Genomic DNA, 23,534 nt, shown 5'->3' with positions numbered 1-23,534 from the left:
CCAGATAAATCCGACTCACAACAATAATTCGGAGACGGCAATGGCCAAGCGATTGTTCGGCAAGCTCTACGTACAGGTATTGATCGGCGTAACCCTCGGGGTGCTGATCGGGGTGTTCTGGCCACAGGTTGGCGCTGACCTGAAGCCCATTGGTGATGCCTTCATCAAACTGATCAAGATGGTCTTCGCCCCGATCATCTTCGCCACGGTGGTGCTGGGCATCGCCAAGATGGAAAACATGAAGGAACTCGGCCGTGTCGGCGTGCGCGCGCTGATCTACTTCGAAGTGCTGTCCACCTTTGCCCTGGTACTGGGGCTGGTGGTGGTCAACATCGTGCAGCCCGGCCAGGGCATGAACGTCGACCCTGCCACCCTGGATGCCAAGAGCATCTCCACTTACACCGCCGCGGCAGCCGGCAACAGCGGCGGCTTCATCGACTTCCTGCTGCACGTGATACCCGGCAGCGTGACCGATGCCTTCGCCAAGAACGAGATCCTGCCGATCCTGCTGTTCAGCACCCTGTTCGGCATCGCCCTCTCCCACCTGGGCCCGCGCGGCAAGCCGATGGTGGATGTGCTTGAAGCGTTCTCCCACGGCATGTTCTTCATCGTCGGCATGATCATGCGCGTGGCACCGCTGGCCGCCTGCGGGGCCATGGCCTTCACCGTGGGCAAGTACGGGCTGGGCTCGATCGTTTCGCTAGGCAAGCTGATGGCGACCATGTACCTGACCTGCTTCCTGTTCGTGGTGGTGGTGCTGGGCGCCATCGCCCGGCTGTGCGGCTTCAACCTGTGGAAGTTCCTCAAGTACCTCAAGGAAGAACTGTTCACGGTACTGGGTACCAGCTCATCCGAGTCGGTGGTGCCGCAACTGATGAACAAGCTGGAAAAGGTTGGCGTGTCCAAGCCTGTGGTCGGCCTGGTGATCCCTTCGGGCCTTACTTTCAACCCGGACGGCCAGTGCATCTACTACACCATGGCCGCCATCTTCATCGCCCAGGCCACCAACACACCGTTGACCCTGATGGACCAACTGATCGTGCTGGGTGTGCTGCTGCTCACCTCCAAAGGCTCTGCAGGCGTAACCGGCTCGGGCTTCATCACCCTGGCCGCGACCCTGGCGACCATGGACAACATCCCGGTCGCCGGCATGGTCCTGCTGCTGGGCGTGGACCGCTTCATGTCCGAAGCCCGGGCCATCACCAACACCATCGGCAACGCGGTCGGCACCGTGGCCATCGCCAGCTGGGTGGGTGCGCTGGACAAGCAGCGCATGGCCCAGGCCCTGGACGGCCAGCTGCCGGCCGACCCCGAACCCGAAGCCGCTGCGCCGCACCCTGCCCTCGCACGCATGGAGGCCGGCACACCCGCACCCTGACCTTTCGAAAATCAGCAAAAAGAACCCGCCTTGTGATGCAGTGAGGAAATAATCATGGACAAAGAAACAGCCGTGTCATCGCTTACCGACGTGATGGCCAAGTTCACCGCTTATATCGGCAAGCGCCTGCCCCGCGACGTCAAGGAAAAGACCGCCAAGTTGCGCGCCGCCGAAACCAACCCGCTGGCCATCGCCGTGTACGACTCGATGGCCGACAACCAGGAATACGCCGACAAGCTCAACCGGCCCAGTTGCCAGGACACCGGCGTCATCCAGTACTTCGTCTCGGCAGGCGCGCGCTTCCCGCTGCTGGGCGAGATGGAAGGCATCCTCGAGAACGCCACCAGGGAAGCCACCATCCAGGGGCCGCTGCGTCACAATGCGGTGGAAACCTTCATCGAGAAGAACACCGGCACCAACACTGGCTCGAAAATCCCGTGGTTGGACTGGGAAATCATCCCCGATGCCGACTACGCCATCATCGACGTGTACATGGCCGGCGGTGGCTGCACCCTGCCGGGCTCGGCCAAGGTACTGATGCCGGGGCAAGGCTATGAAGGGGTGACCGAGTTCGTCTTCGATGTCATCACCTCGCGCGGTGTCAATGCCTGCCCGCCACTGCTGGTGGGTGTAGGGGTATCGACCTCGGTGGAGACAGCGGCACGCCTGTCGAAGAAGGCCATCCTGCGCGAAGTGGACTCCAGCCACCCCAACGAAAGCGCGGCGATGATGGAAAAGTTGCTGGAGGAAGGCCTCAACGAAATCGGCATCGGCCCGCAGGGCCTTACCGGCAACAGCAGCGTGATGGGCGTGAACATCGAGTCTTCGGCCCGCCACCCGTCCACCATCGGTGTGGCGGTGTCCACCGGCTGCTGGGCGCACCGCCGCGGCAAGATCCGCATCAACGCCGACCTGTCCTACGACATCCTCTCGCACGAAGGGGTAGTACTGTGAAAAAGATCCTGAGCACACCTATCAGCGACGAAGACCTGGCCAACCTCAACGTGGGCGATGTGGTCTACCTCACCGGCCAACTGGTGACCTGCCGTGACGTTGCTCACCGCCGGCTCATCGAGCTGGGCCGCGAGCTGCCGGTCGACTTGCGTGGCGGCGCGATATTCCACGCGGGCCCCATCGTCAGGAAGAAGGACGATGGCAGCTTCGAGATGGTCTCCATCGGCCCGACCACCAGCATGCGCATGGAAAAGTTCGAGAAGCAGTTCATCGAGCAGACCGGCGTCAAGCTGATCGTCGGCAAGGGCGGCATGGGCCCGGAAACCACGACCGGTTGCCTGGAGAACATGGCAGTGCATGCAGTGTTCCCGGGCGGTTGCGCGGTGCTGGCAGCGACCCAGGTGGAAGAGATCGAGCGGGCGGAATGGCAGGACCTGGGCATGCCGGAGACGCTGTGGGTTAACCGCGTGCGCGAGTTCGGCCCGCTGATCATCTCCATCGACACCAAGGGCAACAACCTGTTCGAGCAGAACAAGGCCCGGTTCAACGAACGCAAGGGGGCGGTGATCGAGAAGATCAACAGCCAGGTGCGGTTCATCAAGTAACTGCGTGCGACATGGGGCCGCTTTGCGGCCCTTCGCGACACAAGGCCGCTCCTACAGGGGATCTCCTGTAGGAGCGGCCTTGTGTCGCGATGGGCCACGCAGCAGCCCGTGCATTTCAAGCCGACAGCTTATCCTTCGGTTCCTCAAACCGACAGGTTGAAGTCCGCTGCAGTCACTGTGGTTGCATCCGCCACTCCCACCAGGCGGATGGAGTCGGTAGCACCGATGCTGACCAGCGTGTCCGCGCCGTCATCGGCGATGGTAACGTTGGCGGCAAAGGTAGCCGCGGTGATGTTGAAGGCAGTGATATCCAGCAGGTCCTGCCCACCCGTCGCATCGCTATCGAAGTTGATGATCAGGTCATTGCCGAAGCCTGCGGCGAACTGGAAGACATCATTGCCATCAGTGGCCATCATCGTGTCATCGCCCGCACCGCCGTTGACCGTGTCATCGCCTGCTGCGCCGTTGAGGAAGTCACTTCCGCTACCACCCGACAGGATGTCGTTGCCATCATCGCCGAACAGCGTGTCGTTGCCTGCCCCGCCGTTCAGGATGTCGACACCGAGGCCACCATCCAGGCTGTCGTTGCCGTCGCCACCGTTGAGGGTGTCGTTACCTGAACCACCGGTGATGACGTTGTTCAGGGCATTACCGGTACCGGTGAAGTTGCCGGCGCCGAAGTACCTCAGATTCTCCAGGTTGTTGCCCAGCGTCCAACTGGTCAGCGTGGTGCGCACGAAGTCGGTACCACCCCCGGCCTGTTCCACGATCACGTCGCCGGCATTGTCGACTACATAGCTGTCATTGCCGGCACCGCCCACCAGTTGGTCGATACCCGCACCACCGTTGAGGAAGTCGTTGCCGGCTCCGCCGACGATGGTATTGGCCACGGCATTACCCACACCAGTGAAGTTGCCGGTGCCGGTAAAGGTCAGGTTCTCGAGGGTCGCGGCCAAGGTGTAGGTTGCCAGGCTGGTCTGCACCTGGTCCGTGCCACCGCCAGCAGCCTCGATGACAGTGTCACCCACGTTATCGACAACATAGGTGTCGTTGCCGGCACCCCCTGTCATGGTATCTGCGCCTGCCCCACCGTTCAGGACATCATTGCCCGAGCCGCTGGTAATGACGTTGTTCAGGCCGTTACCGGTTCCGACGAAGTTGCCGGCACCGAAGTAGGAGAGGTTCTCCAGATTATTGGCCAGTGTCCAGCTGGTCAGCGTCGTACGCACCAAGTCGGTACCTGCCCCTGCCTGTTCCACGAGCACGTCCCCGGCATTATCGACCACATAGCTGTCGTTGCCGGTACCGCCTATCAACAGGTCGATTCCCGCGCCGCCGTTGAGGAAGTCGTTGCCGGCCCCTCCGACGATGGTGTTGGCCAGACCATTACCTACACCTACAAAATTGCCGGTGCCAGTAAAGCTCAGGTTTTCCAAGGTTGCCGCCAGGGTGTAGCTCGCCAGGCTGGTGCGCACCAGATCGGAGCCACCGCCCAACACCTCGACGACGATGTCTGCGGTGTTGTCGACGACAAAGGTGTCGTCACCAACTCCGCCGATCATTGTGTCCGCACCGAGCCCACCGTTGAGTGTGTCGTTGCCGGCGTTGCCAGTGAGGATGTCGTTACCTGAACCGCCAGTGATGACGTTATCCAGGCCGTTACCAGTACCGACGAAGTTGGCAGCGCCGAAGTAGGTCAGGTTCTCCAGGTTGTTGCCCAGCGTCCAGCTGGCCAGCGTCGTGCGCACCAGATCGGTACCACCGCCTGCCTGTTCCACGAGCACATCGGCTGCATTGTCGACCACATAGCTGTCGTTACCGGCACCGCCCACCAGCTGGTCGATACCCGCGCCACCGTTGAGGAAGTCGTTGCCGGCACCACCCACGATGGTATTGGCCAAGGCATTACCCACACCAATGAAGTTGCCGGTGCCAGTAAAGCTCAGGTTCTCCAGGTTGGCACCCAAGGTGTAGCTTGCCAGGCTGGTCTGCACAAGGTCCGAGCCTCCGCCAGCCGCCTCGCTGATAGTGTCACCAGCGTTGTCGACGACGAAGGTGTCGTTGCCAGCGCCGCCCGTCATCGCATCTGCACCAAGCCCACCATTGAGCACGTCGTTACCGGCGCCGCCGTCGAGGGTATCGTTGCCATCACCGCCATCGAGCGTGTCGTTGCCATCGCCACCGAACAACTGATCGAACCCGGTCAGGCCGATGAGCGTGTCGTTACCAGCCAGACCAATCAGGATGTCGTCACCCACCGAACCGGTCAGCGTATCTGCAGCGGTTGTGCCCACCAGCGTCACGCCTGGGACCGCCGGCACCTCTGCCGTAGGTGCAGAGGTCAACGTTTCCTGAGCGCCGAACCCATCGGTGTAGCGCACCAGCACGCGCAGTTGGAAGTGGCCCTGCGAAGGACCAGGGGTGAAGGTAGCGGCAGTCGCACCAGCAATGTTGCTGAACGAGGTACCATTACCTTGCTGCCACTGGAAGCTGAACGCCCCCAGCCCGTCCAGGTCGGCAATACTGCCGGTAAGCGCCGTCAACGTCTGCCCCTGGGCTGGCGTGGTGTCGCTGATCAGCACGGCACCGGTAGGCGCATCGTTGACGTTGGCCACCGGGTCGAGGATGTCGGAGGCGATGCTTTCCTGCACGCCGAAGTCGTCCACATAGCTGACCACCACCCGCATGTTCTGCCCCACCTGTTCCTGGGTAAGGACAAAGGTGCTGCTGATGGCGCCGGCAATATTGACCCAGCCGAGCCCTCGGTTGGACTGCCACTGGAAGGTGAACTGCGGGTTGCTCAGGCCGTCGGCATCGACGATGGTCGCCGTGTTGGCGGTGAGCGTCTGGTTCTGCACCAGCAGCCCGGTCACGGTCGGCCCGGCGGTCGGCGCGCTGTTCGCCGCCGAATCGACGATTTCCAGCGTGCCCTTGGCGTCCTGATACACCGCCCGAACGCGGATGTTCAGCCCCGCCACATCGTCCGTGACCCGGTAGGTGGCGCCGGTGGCCCGGGAAACTTCGCCGGCAGCGACGAAGGTGATGTCTTCATAGACACCCGAACCTGGCAGGGTCTCGACTTGCCAATAGTACGCCACAGGCCCGTTGATGGCGCCGCTCGCATTGGTGGCGCTGACATTGTCGGCATCGTGTACCGCCAGGTTGCTAACCCGCAGCAACTGACCGCTGACCGATGTGTCGTTACGCAGGCCGGTGACAGCGTCGAGGATCGCCAGGTGGCCCGTTGGGCCGGCGTTGACCGCAGTACCCACACCGGAGGCCTGGGCGCTGTCGGAGAACTGCAGGCGTTCGATACCGGTCAGGCGGTCGACACCATCACGCCCGTCCACCAGGTCAGTGACGATCACCGAGTTGCCATCGACCACCACGCTATAGTCGCTGGCCACCCCCGAGAACACCGCCGTGTCGTAGCTGTCGGTGCCGCTCAGGATTTCACGGACGATCACCAACTGGCCCGGGTTGTAGGTGCCATTGAGCATCAGCGGCACCATCGGCTCCATGCTGTCGTAGCTGGCGATTTCCGGGCCGGTGCCGTCGCTGTTGGCGCGCACGCTGATGCGCACGTTCAGCCACTTGTCACCGTCGAGGATGTCGTCGCCACCACGGCCTTCGATCAGGTCGCTACCACTACCGCCGAGGATGATGTTGCCACCATCGTAGAACGTTGCCCCGGCAGCCAGCAGGCCGGCCAGGCCGTCAATCAGGCTGATGTTGGTCAGCACGCTGCCGTTGGCGCCATTGGTAGGCAAGGTGGCAGAAGTTTCGCTGTCACCGCGCAGGAAGTCGCCATGGGCCGAACCCGACAGGCCTTCCATGATGTCGAAGCGCACCAGCGCAGACGCGCCCGAACCCGGTACCGGCGGCACATCGAAGAAGCGGTCGCTGAAGTCGACGGTCACGCCCTGGGCCAGCCCCTTGAAGGTCGCCCAGTCGTAGCCGGAACCACCGATGTAGCGGTCACCGAAGCCCAGGCTGCCAACCATGATGTCGTCGCCGCCTTCACCGTTGAACTTGTCGTTCTCGTTGCCTCCGATGAACACGTCGTTGCCGATGATCGGGTCGTTGCCGAGCGGGTCGAAGTTGTCGCCAGGCGCACCGTCCGAGGTGCCCTTCTCGATCCAGTCGTCACCTTCGTTGCCCATGTCCTGCTCGTTGGCCTTGCTGCCCAGGATGAAGTCGTTGCCCTGGCCGCCGATGGCTTCGGAGGCGTCCTCACCGGTGACGATGAAGTCGTTGCCGAAACCGCCGATGATCAGGTTGACGCCATTACCGCCGTGCAGCACATCGTTGCCGTCGCCGCCCTGGATGTTGTCGTCACCACCCATGTCGCTGATGATGTCGTCGCCGGCACCACCACGCAGCTGGTCGTTGCCATCGCCACCTTCGATGCGGTCGTTGCCACCATCGCCCCAGACCGTGTCGTCACCCTCGCTGGAGACCAGGATGTCGTCACCGTCGGTGCCACCCAGCACGATGTGCTGGTCACCGGCATAGCGGATGTAGTTGGTGTCCGGGCCTGCTGTCAGCGGGCTGTCGCGGAACACCACCTGCTCGCCGTTTTCGCCCAGTGGGTCGGCATTGCCCAGGCCTTCGTTGAACTGCTTGCTCTGGTCCACTTCCAGGTAGAAGCCCGGGTCGGAGAACACCAGGCCCGGCAGGTGGGTGGCCGAGGTGTTGGCCATGATCAGCTTGGCGAACGAGTTGCTTTCCAGTTCGGCGTTCATCGACAGGCCAGCAGTGCGCTCCAGGTAGTAGAAGCGGTCGCCGTCCTGCAGTTTCTCCATCTGGTTCTCGAACACGAAGTTGAAGGTGGTGCCGAGCATGCCGCCGAACGGGGTTTTCGCCTCCGCCAGGCCGCCGATCCAAAGGTCGATGGCATCGACCCCGGTCACGGTCACCGCCCGCAGGTCATCGACGGTGCCGAGTACGCCATCCTTGCCAGGAAGCGTGACATTGGCATAGGCACCGGTGCTGTTGAGGAAGTCCAGGCGATCGGCTGGTGCACCGTCGCCGCCGAACACCAAGGCCATGGCTGCCGCACGTTTTTCCAGTAACGTGGTAGCCCCGGTGATGGTGCTGTGGGTGCCGTAGGCAGCAATGAAGTTGATCAGCGACTCCGGATGCTTCAGGTGCTGCACCAGGTCGACCCAGCTGGTGTAAGGCTTGAGCTGGGTATCGCCGGTTTGCGCGTAGATGTCGCGGCGCACAGCGTTCAGCGAAGGGATACCGACGTCGCGGCCGCGGGCGATGTTGATCGCCGGCAGGTCCAGGGGCAGGCCGAGCAGGTTGTTGCGCAGCGCCTCGGTGACGAACTCGTCGATCTCGTTACCGGCCTGGCGGGTGACCCCGCGCACGATGGCGCTGGTGGCATCCTCGGGGGTGACACCGCTGGCGGCATACGCCAGCGGGTTGAGGAACGCCGCGATCAGGCCCAGTTGCTGGTCGGGATTGGCGCTGGCCGGGTCGCTGATGACGTTGAAGTCGACGTCGAAGCGGTCGACGGTCTCGGTCAGCATCGAGTGGCCGAAGCGGTACACGGTGTGTGCGAACTCGGCAACGATCGACGCATCGAGGTCGACGTCATACACCTGGGTCGGGGCGAAGAACAGGTCGACACGCGGTTGCACGGTGCGGGCGAACTCCTCGAACACCAGGTGCTGGTACTGCATTTCGGTACCGAACTTGGCCGCCTGGAACAAGCGCTCGCCATTCCACACCAGTGCGTCGATTGCGGCCTGGTCGGCCGGCAGCACGGCTATCGGGTTGAGCAACCACTCGTTGATGAAGGCCAGGTCACCCGAATCGAGCACGGTGTCCATGGTCTGCGCCACCAGCCGGTTGTGCTCGGAGTGGAAGATCGCATGCACGGCAGTCAGGCCGATGTTCTCGTTGACCCGGCCGTCGCCGGCGATGTAGTGCGCATCGAGCAGCTCGTTGTCGTAGGCCAGGTTGGCGCCGGTCTGCGGGTTCACCGGCACGGCGTTGCCCACGTCGGTATCGGCATCAGGCACCAGTATGCCATTGCTGAACACCGGCACGGCATTGTGCGCGATGTCGGCAAGGAACTGGTGGCCGGTGCGCACGGCGTTGGTCAGGTCGATCGGCGCTAGCGGGTTGCCTTCGACCTGTTGGTCGTCGGCCGTGCCGGCAATGCCATCGGCCCCTTTCATGATCACCATCGGGAAGCCGTTGGGCCCCTTGATGAAGTTGCCGTAGGCATCGGTCGCCAGCAGCGGCACGTTGTCGACGTCAGCATCGGTCAGGTTGATGCCCAGTACGTCACGGGCTTGGGCCTTGACCACCTTCCAGGTCGCCATGCCACCAATTTCGGTGTCGTCGGCGGTACCGTAACGGCCGTCGGCGCCCAAGTCCCGGTTGGTGATCAACCGGCCAGTAGCGACAGGCCCGTCGTCGGTCAGCACATAACCGCGCAGGAACACCTGGTGCGAAGGATGCGAGCTGTAGGTCTGGTTCTGGTCCACGAACGGGGTGGTGGTATTGGTGTGCTCGTGGATGTCATCGGCATTGCCGAGGATGCCATCCGGCCCGGGCAGGTTGGTGGCACGGGTCACCACCATGAAGTTGGTGAAACCGCCCTCCACGTACAGCGGGTCATCCGGTTGCAGCGGGATGTAGATGGTGCCGGAGCCCCCCTTGGTGACCAGGTCCAGGCCATGGTCGAAGAACTGCCCGAAGAAGGTCATCCAGGCGTTGAACGGCGCGGACAGGCCAGCATCGGCGGCGGTGTTCTCGAACAGGTACACGTCGTGGTCGTCGGCGGTGCCGAACTGGCCGTCCATGCCCGGGCTGGCGACGATGCGCACGCCGTCCTTGAGCACGTCGTCGTTGCCCACGGCGCCGAAGTTGAGCACGCCGTCCGCACCGGGGTCATACGCGGTGGCATAGGCCGCCGGGTTGTTGGAGGTCTGGTCGACCACCAGGTTACTGATGGTGCGTGGTTGCGAGTCGAATACCGGGCCGCTGGTCTGCTCGTACGACGAGCCCGGAATGGCCGGCGAACCAGGGCCGAAGAAGCCGGCCGGTGCACCCTCGGCCGGGTTGAACACTGGGTCGGTCACGCGCGGGAAGACGTTGTCGGCAGCACCGTACTGCGTGTTGTTGATACCGTTGAGGTTCATCAGGTTGTTGTTCGAACCATCCACCGCCCGCAGGCCCAGTGGCGCGCGAATGTTGGGCAGCAGCGAGAGGATATCTGCCCCGTTGGCGTCGGCCTCGGCAATCTTGATCTGCTCGAGGATGAAGTTGAGGTCGGAACGCACCATGTGCAACCCGGCACCGCCAGCCGTGGCATCCGCCACCGGCGTGGCTGGTGTCGGTACCACAGGCGCGCCCGGTTGCACCACGGTGGTGGGCTGGGAGAACAGCACTTCGGTGGTGCCATGGGCGTCCTGGTAGATCGCCTTGACCCGAAGGGACAACCCGGCCAGGTCTGGTGACACCTTGAACGAGGTGCCGTCGGCACTCTGGAACGCCAGGTCGCCGGCCGGCAGCAGGATGATGTCTTCGAACACACCGCTGCCCGGGGTAGCCTCGAACTGCCAGTAGTACGACACCGACCGGTCGGCGAGCGTGCCCAACGGGTTGCCGGCGCTGATGTTATCGGCATCCCGCACGCCGGCCACGTTAACCGTAAGCAGATCGCCCACGGTGATAGCACCGCCGTTGCCGTCGGCAATGGCCGGGCTGCCGACAGGTTGCGCATTCACGCCTTCCACCAGCACCCGCTGGCTGTCGGCAAACTGCAGGCGTTCGATGTGCAACAGGGTATCGACGCCATCGCGGCCAGCCACGTTGTCGGTCACCGTCCAGACATCATCGGATGTGTCGAGCGTACCCTTGGTGTTCTGAGTCACCGTGTACTCGCTCTGCACCCCCGAGAACACCGCCGTGTCGAACGCCGCTCCACCTGTCGAGGTGCCAGGCAGGATTTCCCGCACGGCCTTGAGCTGCCCGGGGTTATAGGTACGGTCGAGCATGAACGGAATCATGTCGACCATGCTGTCGAAGCTGGCGATCTCGGGGCCGGTGTGGTCGACGTCTCCCGGGGCATACACGGCAATGCGCACGTTGAGCCACTTGTCACCGTCGATCAGGTCATCGCCCCCACGGCCTTCGATCAGGTCGCTGCCGTTGCCGCCGAGCATGATGTTGCCGGTGGCAAAGCCGGTGGTTGGCAACCCGGCATCGGCCAGGAACTGCTGCAGGCCACGGATCAGTGCCACGTTGGTCAGCGCACTGCCGGTGGCACCGCCGTGGTTGAGGATGGTCACGGCATCGACATTATCGCCCTTGAGCACATCGGCGAAGTTCGAGCCGGACACGCCCTCGACCTCGGCAAAGCGGTCGAGGATGGAAGCCGGCGAGGCGCCGACCGGGTTGAAAATACCGGTGTTCTGGTTCGGTGCGTTGCCATGGGGTTGAGCCAGGGCGGCCAGGGTCAGGTCGACGGTGACGCCAACCTGGTCATTCTTGTTGGTAATCCAGTCGAAGCCGGACATGCCGTCCATCTTGTCCTGGGCGTCGCTGCCGACAAAGATGTCGTCACCGCCCTCGCCGATCATCTCGTCAAAGCCACCGCCACCGACGAAGATGTCGTTGCCGACCACTTCGTCACCCAGCAGCGGCGCAAAGTTGTCGCCGGGCGCACCGTCCTGGGTGCCCTTCTCGATCCAGTCGTCACCCTCGTTGCCGGTCGGTGGCAGGTTGGTCTTGGCGCCGAGGATGAAGTCGTCGCCCTGGCCGCCGAAGGTGGTGCTGATGTCCTCGGTGGTGATGATGAAGTCCTGGCCGTTGCCGCCCAGGATCAGGTTACCGCCCACCAGCATGCTGCCGGCGACGATCACGTCGTTGCCGTCGTTGCCTTCCAGGCGGTTGTCGCCGAAGGAGTCGGTGATGATGTCATCACCGGCACCGCCCAGCACCGCATCATTGCCCGCACCGCCTTCCAGGGTGTCGTTGCCGGCGTCGCCGTAGACAGTATCGTCGCCCTCACCGGAGATGATGATGTCGTTGCCGGAAGTGCCGCCCAGCACCACGTGGTCTTCGCCGGTGTAATGCAGGAAGTTGGTGTCGGTGCCCACGGTATCGGGGTTGTCGCGAATCACCAGCGGCACCACTTCGACGCCGTTGATCATGATGCCGCCTGTCGGGTCGGCCCGGCCATCGGCCCCCAGCCCGGTGAACTGGTTGGCCTGGTTCACCTCGAGGGTGAAGGTCGGCGTGAGGAACACGGTGTTGGACAGGTGGGTGACATCGGAGTTGAGCATGATCAGCTTGGCGAAGGAGTTGTTCTCCAGCTCGGTGCCAAAGTTCATGCCCGCGGTGCGCGACAGGTAGTAGAACCGGTCGCCGTTCTGCAGGGCTTCCAGCTGGGTCTCGAAGACGAAGTTGAAACTGGAGCCGAGCATGCCGCCGAAGGGCATTTTCTGCTCGGCCAGGCCGCCGACCCAGAAGTCGATGTCATCGACGCCGGTCACGGTCACCCCGCTGATGTCATCGGCGGTGCCGGGGATGCCGTCCGCGCCGGCCAGTGTCACGTTGGCATAGGCGCCGGTGCCGTTGAGGAAGTCCAGGCGGTCCGCTGGCGCGCCGTCGCCACCAAGCACCAGCGCCACGGCGGCGGCGCGCTTGGCCGCTTCGGTGTCCGCCCCGGTGATGGTGGCGTGGGTGCCGTAGGCAGCGATGAAGTTGATCAGCGACGCCGGGTGTTTGAGATGGTCGGCAAAGTCGGCCCAGCTGATGTACGGCTTGAGCTGACTGTCGCCGGTCATGGCGTAGAAATCGCGGCGCGCCTCGTTCAGGGTGGGAATGCCGGTGTCACGCCCCCGGGCGATGTTCAGCGCGGGCAGGTCCAGCGGCAGGCCAAGCAGGTTGTTGCGCAACGCCTCGGTGACGAATTCGTCGATTTCGTTGCCCAGCTGGCGGGTGACGCCGCGGATGATCGCGCCGGCCGCCTCGTCGGCAGTCGCACCACTGCCAGCGAAGGCCAGCGGGTTGAGGAAGGCAGCGATCAGGCCGAGCTGCGGGTCGCCGTTCACCGGGGCGAATGCCGGGTCGAAGCGGTCGACGGTCTCGGTCAGCATCGAGTGACCGAAGCGATACACCACATGGGCGAACTCGGCGAGGATGGCCGGGTCGATCGAGGTGTCGTAGCCGTTGGGGGCGAGGAATTCGTCGATCTGCGGCTGGATGGTGCGGGCGAACTCTTCGAACACCAAGTGCTGATACTGCATTTCGGTGCCGAACTTGGCGGCCTGGAACAGCCGCTCGCCGTCCCATACCAGCGCGGCGATTTCGGCGGGCGTGGTGGGGATGGCAGCAACATCATCGATCAGCCACTGGTTGAGGAACGCCAGGTCGCCGGAAGCCAGCAGGGTGTCCTTGGTCTGCTGCACCAGGCGGTTGTGCTCGGAGTGGAACACATGGTGCACGGCAGTCAGGCCGATGTTCTCGTTCACCCGGCCGTCGCCAGCGATGTAGTGGGCGTCGAGCAGTTCGTTGTCGTAGGTCAGGTTGTTGCCACCCGGCCCCACCGGCTGTGCGTTGCCCACGGCAGTATCGGCGTCGGCCTGCAGCACACCGTTCACGATCACCGGCGCGGCGTTATGGGCGATGTCGTCAAGGAAGCCATGCCCGGTGCTCACGGCATTGGCCAGGCTGATCGGCGCGTCGCGGTTGCCTTCGACCAGCGTGGTGACGTCGTCGGCGGTACCGGCGATGCCGTCGGCGCCATTGTTCACGCGCATCACTACCTGCGGCATGCCGTTGGGCCCGCGCAGGAAGTTGCCGTAGGGGTCGGTGGCCAGCAGCGGCACGCTGTGCACGTCGGCGTCGGTCAGGTTGATGCCGAGCAGGTCGCGGGCCTGGGCCTTGACCACTGCCCAGGTGGCCATGCCACCGTTTTCGCCATTGCCATCGTCGGCAGTACCGAAGCGGCCATCGGCGCCCAGGTCACGGTTGGTGATAAGCCGCCCGGTGGCTACCGGGTCGCCTGCGGCATTGAGCGTGTATTCACGCAGGAACACCTGGTGCGAGGGGTGCGAGCTGTAGGTCTGGCTCTGGTCGACGAACGGCGAGGTGGTGTTGGTCTGACCATCGTCGGCCGTACCCACCACACCATCGGCGCCGGCAGTGCGCACGGCACGCGGCAGCACCATGAAGTTGGTCGGGCTGCCCTCAACGAACAGCGGGTCGTCCGGCTGCAGCGGGATGAACACGACGTCGGTGCTGCTTTTGGTGACCAGGTCCAGGCCGTGGTCGAAGAACTGCCCGAAGAAGGTCATCCAGGCGTTGAAGCCGGCGGTCAGGCCGACGTCGGGCGACACGTTGGGGATGAAGAACACTTCCGTGTCATCAGCGGTGCCAAATACCCCATCGATGCCGGGGCTGATCACCGGGGCGGCGCCGCCATTGGCTTCGACTGCGGCCGGGTTGTTCGCCGTCTGGTCGACGATCAGGTTGCTGATGGTACGTGGTTGCGAGTCGGTGACCGTACCGGTGCCGGCATAGGCGCCGGTGAAGGACGGACTGAGCAGGCGCAGGAACGAATTGTCGGCGGCGCCGAACTCACTCTGCCCGGTCACCAGGTTGTTGTAGCTGCCGTCCACGGTGCGCAGGCCGAACGGTACCTGGCTGTTGGGCAGCAGGTCGATCAGGCTCGCGCCATCGGCGTGGGCTTCGGCGATGAAAATCTGCTGAAGGATGAACTCCAGGTCCGACTTGCTGAAATCTGCCATTTCAATTGCCCTCGATCTGTCCGGAGATGACACAGGGCAACAGGGTCCTTCCCGCGCCCAGTCAGTGTTGACGTGCGCAGATACTGGTTCGGTATTACAGGTGCAGTGGGCACAACACTCTTGTGCTGGCTCCCACTGGCCTAATCATTCGCAAGCCGGCACCGCTGTCAGGGGGGCCTTGTTAAGCATGCGATACAGCTGTAACGCACATGCATCGACCCCAGCTCGCACAGGGCCCGAATACTTCAGACTAAAGTCGTAGGGCAAAACATTGTCAATATCCCGTCAAAAAAATCATCGCTCGATGATAATGCGATGCAACTAGCTGTTTTTTTGGCACTTATGAAAAGTTCAGAGATTTTATAGAGCGAAACGATATTACCGGCCACCCAGCTGCAACCTACGCTCCAGCATGTGGGAGCAGCGCAGCGTTTTGGACCATTCGCCCTTAGAGCGACCCGCCTGCGAGCCGACCAGAAGCCACAACTACCGCTGTACGGGGCGCCGCAAGGGCTTCCCGATTTGCGATAAAAGGGAGGCCCCGATGCACAAGCCACCACGCACTCGCTCAGAGCTGGCCGATGTGCTGTTCCGCCTGCGCCGCAGCTTTTTTACCCTGGCCGCCTTCAGCGGCGTGATAAACGTCATGATGTTGACGCCAGCAATTTATATGTTGCAGGTGTATGACCGCGCCCTGGTCAGCCGCAACGTCACCACCCTGACCATGCTCACCCTGCTGGTGATCGGCTTGTTCATGCTGATGTCGGCCCTGGAGATGGTCCGCACCCGCGTTCTGATCCGGGTCGGCAACTTCCTCGACATGGACCTGAACCGACGCATCTTCAGCGCTGCCTTCGAACGCAACCTGAGCCGCGCCGGCGGCAACCCCGCCCAGGCCCTGCAGGACCTTGCGCAGGTGCGCCAGTTTCTGACCGGCAACGGCCTGTTTGCCTTCTTCGATGCCCCCTGGACACCGATCTACCTGCTGGTCTGCTACCTGATCCACCCGCTGCTGGGGCTGGTAACGCTGATCGGCTCGCTGATCCTGGTAGGCCTGGCCTACCTCACCGAGAAGGCCACGCAAAAACCCTTGGCCGAAGCCAACCAGGCGGCCCTGGCCTCGGCCAGCTATGCCAACAACAACCTGCGCAACGCCGAAGTGATCGAAGCCATGGGCATGCTGCCGGCGATTGGCAAGCGCTGGTACCAGGGGCACTTGCGCATCCTGCAGATGCAGACACTGGCCTCCGACCGCGCCGCGGTGATCAGCAGCACCGGGCGCTTCGTGCGCATCACCTTGCAATCGGTAATCCTCGGTGCCGGCGCACTGCTGGCGATCGAAGGCAAGATCACCCCCGGCATGATGATCGCCTGCTCGATCCTTACCGGCCGCGCCCTGGCCCCGGTGGAACAGGTGATCGCCGCATGGAAGCAGCTGCTGGGCTGCCGTTCTGCCTGGGGCCGGCTAAACGACCTGCTGCACGACTACCCGCAGCGGCCACCGAGCATGTCGCTGCAGCGGCCTATGGGCATGCTGGCCGTGGAAAACGTGATCGCCGGCGCCCCCGGCACCAGCAACAACATCGTGCGCGGGGTCAGCTTCAGCCTGGTCCCGGGTGAAAGCCTGGGCATCATCGGCCCTTCGGCCTCGGGCAAGTCCACCCTCGCCCGCCTGCTGGTAGGCGTGTGGCCGACCCAGGCCGGCAAGGTGCGCCTGGACGGCGCCGACATCTTCACCTGGAACAAGGCCGAACTCGGCCCGTGGCTCGGCTACCTGCCCCAGGACGTGGAGTTGTTCGAGGGCACCATCGCCGAGAACATCGCACGCTTCGCCGAGGTGGACAGCGAAGCGGTGATCCGTGCGGCCCGTAGCAGCGGCGTGCACGACATGATCCTGCGCTTCCCGCAGGGCTACGACACCCGCCTGGCAGCCGACGGCAGCCCGCTGTCCGGTGGCCAGAAGCAACGCATCGCCCTGGCCCGTGCGCTGTATGGTGAGCCGAACCTGGTAGTGCTGGACGAGCCCAATGCCAACCTGGATGACGTCGGCGAAAAGGCCCTGGTCGATGCGCTGGCCGAACTCAAGGCGCGCGGGGCCACGGTAATCCTGATTTCCCACCGGCCCAATGTGCTGTGTGCGGTCGACAAGGTGCTGATGTTGCGTGACGGCGCCGTGCACATGCTCGGCAGCCGCGACGAGGTGTTCGCGGCGCTGCGCAAGGCCAGCGTGATCCCGGCGGCGACCGCAGCGCCGCTGGCCTCGGTAAAAGTACGGGAGTGACCGAATCATGCAGATGACCCAACACGCCGAATTGATTCCTGCCGAGGCCCGCAACCTGATCGACCTGGACGCAGGGCGGCCGGCACGCTGGGGGGTATGGCTGGTCATCGCGGGCTTTGGCGGCTTCCTGCTGTGGTCGTGCCTGGCGCCGCTGGACGCCGGCGTGGTCGCCACTGGCACGGTCAAGGTCACCAGCAACCGCAAGGCGGTGCAGCACCTGACCGGCGGCACGGTCGAGGCGATCCTGGTGCGCGAAGGCGATGTGGTGAGGAAAGGCCAGGAAGTGGTACGCCTGGACGCCCTGCGCGCGGTGGCCGAACAGGGCGCGGTCAGTGCCCAGTACATCGTCAGCAAGACCGTGGAAAACCGCCTGGAAGCCGAACGCGATGGCCGCGACACAGTCACCTTCGACCCTGCACTGCTCAAGCACTACGACGGCGACCCGCGCCTGCTGGCCGCCATGGACCTGCAACAGCGCCTGCTGGATACACGCCGCGCTGGCCTGGCCGGTGAACTGAGCATCCTCGAGGAAAACCTTGCTGCCACGGCGGTGCAGCTCAAGGGGCTGCAGCAGGTGTATGGCGCCCGGGCCTCGCAGATCGGCTTCCTCAACCAGGAACTGCAAGGCACACGCGTGCTGGCCGCCGAAGGCTATGTGCCACGCAACCGCCTGCTGGAGCTTGAGCGCAACAATGCCGACCTGTCCGCCGGCCAGGCCGAAAACCTCAACAACATTGCCCGGACGCGCAGCCAGGCCACCGAGATCAAGCTGCGCATCCTGCAACGCCAGCACGACTACCTCAAGGAAGTGGAATCGCAACTGACCGATACCGCCAAGGAGAACACCACCCTGGCCGATCGCCTGCGCGCGCTGGACTATGAAGTGACCCACACGGTGATCCGCTCGCCGATCGACGGCATGGTCCAGGCTCTGAGCATCGCCACGGTCGGCGGCATCATCCAGCCTGGGGCAAAGATCATGGAGGTGGTGCCGCTCGACCAGCCGTTGCAGGTGGACGCGATGATCCCGGTGCAGGCCATCGACAAGATGGTGCCGGGCCTGGACGTGGACCTGGCCTTCCCCGCCTTCAACCATGCGAAGACGCCAAACATCCCGGGGCGGGTCAAGACGATCTCGGCCGACCGCCTGATGGACGAAGAAAGCAAGCAGCCGTACTACCTGGCCCAGGTGGAAGTGACGCAGGACGGCATGGGCTTGCTGGGCAGCAACCACATCCGCCCCGGCATGCCGGCCACCGTCACCATCAAGACCGGCGAGCGCAACCTGCTCAGCTACCTGCTCAAGCCGATGCTCGAACGCGTGGACGCCTCGTTCAAGGAGCAATGACATGAATCGCCCGTGCCTGATGTTGTGCCTGTTGGGGTTGTCCGTACAGGCCAGTGCCATGGACCTGAAGCAAGCCTGGGACCTGCTGCAGTACCAAGGCCCGATCTACCGCGCCGCGGTGCACGAGAAAGAAGCCGGCAGCGAGAACCGCGCCATCGGCCAGGCCGGCCTGCTACCGCAGATCAACGCTGCGGGCTACTTCAACAAGGTCAATGGCAGCCAGCGTCAGAATGGCCGGGACAGCGACCTGGACTATGACTCCAAGGGCGCCAACGTGCGTTTGCGCCAACCGCTGTTCAACAAGCAGAAGATGGCCGAATACCGTCAGGGCCAGCAACGTGCCGACTACAGCGTGGCGGTGTTCGATGCCAAGAGCCAGGACGCTGCGGTGCGTCTGGCAGACGCCTACTTCGACGTGCTGCTGGCCAGTGAAACCATCACCCTGGCCAAGGCCAAGCTGAATGCCTTCGAAGAGCAGTTGGCGTCGGCCAAGCGGCGCATGGAGCTGGGTGCCGGCACCATCACCGACATCGACGAGTCGGTAGCCCGTCGCGACCTGGCCGAGGCAGACCTGATCGAGGCCCAGGACAACCTGGTCAACGCCCGCCGAAAGCTGGAAGAGTACATCGGTGAAACGCCGGAGTCGCTGACCACCTTGCAGCCGGGCTTCAGCACCCCGCCGCTGATGCCGGGCAACCTGCAGGACTGGCTGGTCAAGGCCCAGGCCGACAGCCCGTTGATTCATGCGCGCCGGCACAATTACGAGCTGGCCGAAGAAGAAGTGAAACGCGCCCGCGCCGGGCACTGGCCGACCCTGGATTTCGTGGCGGGCTATACCGCCGGCAGCAGCCAGTCGATTTCCGAACTGAACCAGCGCAACCACTACAGCTCGATCGGGCTGGAGCTGAACATTCCGCTGTACAGCGGCGGCAGCACCAGCGCCCTCACCCGCCAGGCCAGCGCCAACAGTTCCAAGGCCCTGGATGAACTGGACGCCACACGCGAGGAAGTGATCTCTGGCACCACCCGCGAGTACCGCGGCGTGCAGAGTGGCGCCTTGCGCATTCAGGCGCTGGAAAAGGCCGTGGCATCCAACGAACGCTCGCTGCTTTCGGCCCGCAAGGGGTTCAGGGAAGGCGGCACCAGCACCAACTCGGATGTGCTCAATGCCGAGGAATTGCTGTTTGACGCCCGGCATGACCTGTTCGAGGCGAAGCTGAACTACCTGATGTCGCGGCTGCGCCTGGCATCGTCGGTGGGCAGCCTGGGGGATGACGATATCCAGCAGATCAACGATTACCTCGGGCCGGAACTGGTGGTAAGCAACTGACTATCGGCAGCCCAGCGGCAGCGGGCATACCCGCTCTGGCAGGGTATGCGGCACCTGCCGCATTTTCTTCCATTTCAGGCTATGATCGGTCACCCTGCCGCGGACGCCCTGCCCCATGCCCGTAGACTTGCAAGCGTTATACCCCAGGCTGATCCACCTGATGCTGGACACGGTGTTCGTGGTCGACAGGGACAACCAGATCGTTTTCGTCAGCGATGCCTGCGAGGCGCTGCTGGGCTACCGGGCCTGCGAACTGATCGGCACCCCGATCACCGACTACATGCACCCTGACGACCTGGCGATCACCCGTGCATCGATCCTCCGGGTGATGAACGGCCAATCCCATTACGACTTCCGCAACCGCTACATCCGCAAGGATGGCGGTATCGTGCACATCCTGTGGGCAGCCTGCTGGTCCGATGAGGCCGATGCCCGCATCGGTGTGGCGCGGGATGTCACCGCCCAACACCAGGCCGAGGAGGAACTGCGCTTCCTGGCCCACCATGACCCCCTCACCCGCCTGGCCAACCGGGCCATGTTCAACGAGCGGCTGGACACCGCCCTTGCCGCGGCCCGGCATCACAACCAGCCGCTGGCGTTGCTGTTCATCGATATCAATGACTTCAAGGACATCAACGACAACCACGGCCACAGCATGGGTGACCGCGTGTTGTGCACCCTGGCGCGGCGCCTGGAAGGCTGCGTAGGCGCGACCGATACAGTGGCGCGGATGGGCGGTGACGAGTTCACCGTGCTGTTGACCGACTACGTGTCGCCAGAGGCCATCGCCGAGCAGCTGGCACGTATCCTGGCCGCCATGGCCGAGCCACTTGGCGCCGAGTTTGCCGGCATCGATGCGCCATCCTGCAGCATTGGCGTAGCCCGTTTCCCCGATGACGGCAACGATGCCGACATGCTGCTGCGCCATGCTGATGGCGATATGTACCGGATCAAGCGACAGCGCGCTGCGGCCGGCTGAGTGCTCTGGCGGCCGCTGGCGAAATCGAGCACAACGGAGATGACCATGCGCAATCCTGAAGACGCCTTGCTCGACAGCTGGCAGTACAACGCTCAGGCCTGGATCGATGCCGTGCGCAGCGGCAGTATCGAGAGCCGTCGCCAGGTCACCGACCAGGCCATCCTGCTGGCCATTCTTGGCCGCCAGCCCGAACGGGTGCTCGACCTGGGCTGTGGTGAAGGCTGGCTGCTGCGCGCGCTGGCTGACCGGGGTGTCGAGGCGGTAGGTGTGGATGGAGACCGGGCGCTGGTGGATGCCGCGCGTGCTGCCGGTTCCGCCGAGGTACACCTGGCCAGCTATGCACAGCTGGCCGCCGGGCAGGCCTATGTTGGCAAGGACTATGACCTGATCTGTGCCAACTTCGCCCTGTTGCAGCAGGACATCATCCCGCTGCTGGCGGCAATGAATGCATTGCTGGCGCCCGGCGGTGCGCTGGTGATCCAGACCCTGCACCCGTGGGGCGTGGCGGATGGGGATTACCAGGATGGCTGGCGGGAGGAATCGTTTGCCGGGTTCGTCGGGGATTGGCAGGTGATGCCGTGGTACTTCCGTACCCTGGCCAGCTGGCTGAGCGCGCTGGACATGGCGGGGTTGCGGCTGGCCAGCCTGCAGGAGCCACAGCACCCGCAGAGTGCGCTGCCACAGTCGCTGCTGTTGGTGGCCGAGGGGCGCTGATCGGCAGTGGCTTTACCGGCCTCATCGCCGGCAAGCCAGCTCCCACAGGGGCTGCAAAAGCCCATCGGGCCGCGGTGATCCTGTGGTAGCTGGCTTGCCGGCGATGAGGCCGATACAGGCAAGCAACTACAGGACCGGCTTGCGCGCCGCCCCGCTGCGGGCCTTGGCCATCGCCGCCAGGCGCACCGCGACGTTGGCCGCACCGTAACCGGCATACCCCCCCTTGCGCTGGATGATCTCGAAGAAGAAACGCTCTTCGAACGGCTCGGTGTACACGTGGAACAGCTCGCCGCCCTGGGCATCGCGGTCGTACAGCACGTTGTAGTAGGCCAGTTCGCTGAGGAACTCGTCATCGAAATCGAAACGCGCCGCCAGGTCGTCGTAGTAGTTCAGCGGGATTTCCAGCAGCGGTACCCCAGCCAGTTTGGCCCGCGCCACCTCGCGGAAGATGTCGTCGCAATCGAAGGCGATGTGATGCACCCCCGAACCTCGATAACTGGACAACGCATGGGCGATGGCGGTGTTGCGGTTTTCCGAGATGTTCAGCGGCAGGCGCAGGGTGCCGCACTGGCTACGCAGGGCGCGGCTCTTGACCAGGCCGTAAGGGTCCGGCAGCACCACTTCGTCGTCGGCGGCGAAATCGAACAGGCTCTTGTAGAACAGCACCCAGCTGTCCAGCGACTCGGCCGGCAGGGCCAGGGCCATGTGGTCGATGCGGCGCAGGCCGCCGGTGGCCGTGGCGTTCTTGTCCAGGCTGAAGTCGGTGTCGTACAGGGTCTGGCCGGCAGTGCCCTGCTCCACCAGGTACAGCAGGCTGCCATCCGGTGCACGTACCGCCGGCACTTCGCACTCGTTGGGCCCGACCAGGCCACGGAACGGCTGGCCACGGAAGGCGGTGGCGCGCTTCAGGGCGGCTTGCTGGTCCTTGACCCGCAGCGCGGTGGCGCACAGCGACGGCCCGTGGGCCTCGAAGAAGTTGTGGCCGAAGGAATAGGGTTCGGCGTTCAGCACAATGTTGATATCGCCCTGGCGCAGCAACTGCACTTCTTTGCTGCGGTGCTTGCCGGCTTCGGCAAAGCCCAGGCGCTTCAGCCAGCTGCCCAGGCGCGCGCCGACGGCTTCGTCGACCGCGAATTCGAGGAACTCCACGCCGTCATAGGCACTGGCCGCCGGCGGGGTGAACAGCACACCAGGCTCGATCGAGGTGCCTTCCTGCTCCAGACGCAGGCGGGTGTGCTCTTCGAGGTACAGCAGCGAACGCAGGCCGTCGGCGGCGTTCTGCCGGGGCGGCGCGGCGCGGAAGCCGTCGTTGAAGATTTCCAGCGACAGCGGCCCGCGGTAGCCGGTGGCAAGGATTGGCGCCAGGAAACCGGCCATGTCCATCTCGCCCTGCCCCGGGAAGCAGCGGAAGTGGCGGCTCCACTCCAGCACATCCATGGCCAGGATCGGCGCGTCGGCCATTTGCACGAAGAAGATCTTGTCGCCGGGGATGTCGCGGATCGCGCTCGGGTCGCCCTTGAGCGACAAGGTGTGGAAGCTGTCGAGGATCACCCCGAGGGCCGGGTGGTCGGCCTGGCGCACCAGGTTCCAGACTTGCTGGTAGGTGTTGACGTGGCGGCCCCAGGCCAGGGCTTCGTAGCCAATGCGCAGGCCGCGTTTGCCAGCGTGCTCGGCCAGCAGGCGCAGGTCGTCGACCAGCAGTTGTTCTTCGCCAAGGGCATCGGCCTGGACGTTGCTGCACACCAGCACCAGGTCGGTGCCCAGTTCCTGCATCAGGTCGAACTTGCGCTCGGCGCGGTCGAGGTTCTTCTGCAGGCGGTCGCGGCGGCAGCCTTCAAAGTCGCGAAACGGCTGGAACAGGGTGATGGCAATACCCAGGTCGGCGCACATCTGCCGCACCTGGCGCGGGCTGCCAGCGTAATAGAGCAGGTCGTTTTCGAAGATCTCGACGCCGTCAAAACCGGCGGCGGCGATGGCTTCGAGCTTTTCCGGCAGGGTGCCGCTCAAGGACACGGTAGCGATCGAACGCTGCATGGCGGGAGTTCCTTGTTGTTAGAGGGTTGAGGCCAGGGCTGCCTGTACCGGCCCAATCGCCGGCAAGCCAGCTCCCACAGGATTGGCGCATACCTTGTGGGAGCTGGCTTGCCGGCGATTGGGCCAGACCTGGA

At 64.0% G+C, this 23,534-nt stretch carries 10 protein-coding genes; 8 read left to right on the top strand and 2 right to left on the bottom strand.

Features of this window, described 5'->3' with window-relative positions; translation table 11 throughout:
- The first annotated feature begins 40 nt into the window (after positions 1-40).
- From CAF92_RS15860 to ttdB, 3 genes are read left to right on the top strand one after another with little or no spacing between them, the layout of a single operon-like run.
- The gene (locus tag CAF92_RS15860; RefSeq protein ID WP_046613997.1) at positions 41-1,378 is read left to right on the top strand and encodes a dicarboxylate/amino acid:cation symporter; all 1,338 of its coding nucleotides are present in this window, start codon (positions 41-43) and stop codon (positions 1,376-1,378) included.
- Positions 1,379-1,432: 54 nt separating this feature from the next.
- Positions 1,433-2,332, top strand: a complete 900-nt coding sequence (ttdA, locus tag CAF92_RS15855) for a L(+)-tartrate dehydratase subunit alpha (protein WP_080958421.1) — start codon at positions 1,433-1,435, stop codon at positions 2,330-2,332.
- Positions 2,329-2,937 carry a L(+)-tartrate dehydratase subunit beta gene (gene ttdB, locus CAF92_RS15850; protein ID WP_013972066.1) on the top strand — a complete coding sequence of 203 codons (609 nt, stop codon included), beginning with the start codon at positions 2,329-2,331 and terminating at the stop codon, positions 2,935-2,937. Before ttdA ends, ttdB begins: the two co-directional genes overlap by 4 nt.
- 143 nt (positions 2,938-3,080) lie before the next feature.
- Here the strand turns inward: ttdB and CAF92_RS15845 are convergent, their stop codons facing one another.
- A complete protein-coding gene (locus CAF92_RS15845) occupies positions 3,081-14,714 on the bottom strand; it encodes a peroxidase family protein (protein WP_085601331.1) in 11,634 nt (3,877 codons plus the stop codon).
- A 544-nt stretch (positions 14,715-15,258) separates the two neighbouring features.
- Here CAF92_RS15845 and CAF92_RS15840 point away from each other — a divergent pair.
- The 5 genes from CAF92_RS15840 (at position 15,259) to CAF92_RS15820 (ending at position 21,366) form a co-directional block, all read left to right on the top strand.
- Complete coding sequence (locus tag CAF92_RS15840; protein WP_085601330.1) at positions 15,259-16,995, top strand: type I secretion system permease/ATPase; 1,737 nt, start codon at positions 15,259-15,261, stop codon at positions 16,993-16,995.
- A gap of 7 nt (positions 16,996-17,002) precedes the next feature.
- Positions 17,003-18,343, top strand: coding sequence for an HlyD family type I secretion periplasmic adaptor subunit (locus tag CAF92_RS15835; RefSeq protein WP_085601329.1), 1,341 nt, complete (start codon positions 17,003-17,005; stop codon positions 18,341-18,343).
- Position 18,344: 1 nt separating this feature from the next.
- Positions 18,345-19,673, top strand: a complete 1,329-nt coding sequence (locus CAF92_RS15830) for a TolC family outer membrane protein (protein ID WP_046614000.1) — start codon at positions 18,345-18,347, stop codon at positions 19,671-19,673.
- Between the two features lie 115 nt (positions 19,674-19,788).
- Positions 19,789-20,652, top strand: coding sequence for a sensor domain-containing diguanylate cyclase (locus CAF92_RS15825; protein ID WP_085601328.1), 864 nt, complete (start codon positions 19,789-19,791; stop codon positions 20,650-20,652).
- A 45-nt stretch (positions 20,653-20,697) separates the two neighbouring features.
- Positions 20,698-21,366 carry a bifunctional 2-polyprenyl-6-hydroxyphenol methylase/3-demethylubiquinol 3-O-methyltransferase UbiG gene (locus tag CAF92_RS15820; RefSeq protein ID WP_085601327.1) on the top strand — a complete coding sequence of 223 codons (669 nt, stop codon included), beginning with the start codon at positions 20,698-20,700 and terminating at the stop codon, positions 21,364-21,366.
- A 126-nt stretch (positions 21,367-21,492) separates the two neighbouring features.
- On the opposite strand, the gene quiC is transcribed toward CAF92_RS15820, so the two are convergent.
- On the bottom strand, positions 21,493-23,400 hold the full coding sequence (gene quiC / locus CAF92_RS15815) for a 3-dehydroshikimate dehydratase QuiC (RefSeq protein WP_046614003.1): 1,908 nt from the start codon (positions 23,398-23,400) through the stop codon (positions 21,493-21,495).
- Positions 23,401-23,534 lie beyond the last annotated feature (134 nt).

The sequence above is a fragment of the Pseudomonas sp. B10(2017) genome, assembly GCF_002113295.1.
GTDB lineage: Bacteria > Pseudomonadota > Gammaproteobacteria > Pseudomonadales > Pseudomonadaceae > Aquipseudomonas > Aquipseudomonas pudica.
This window is presented reverse-complemented; position numbering and strand designations above follow the sequence as displayed.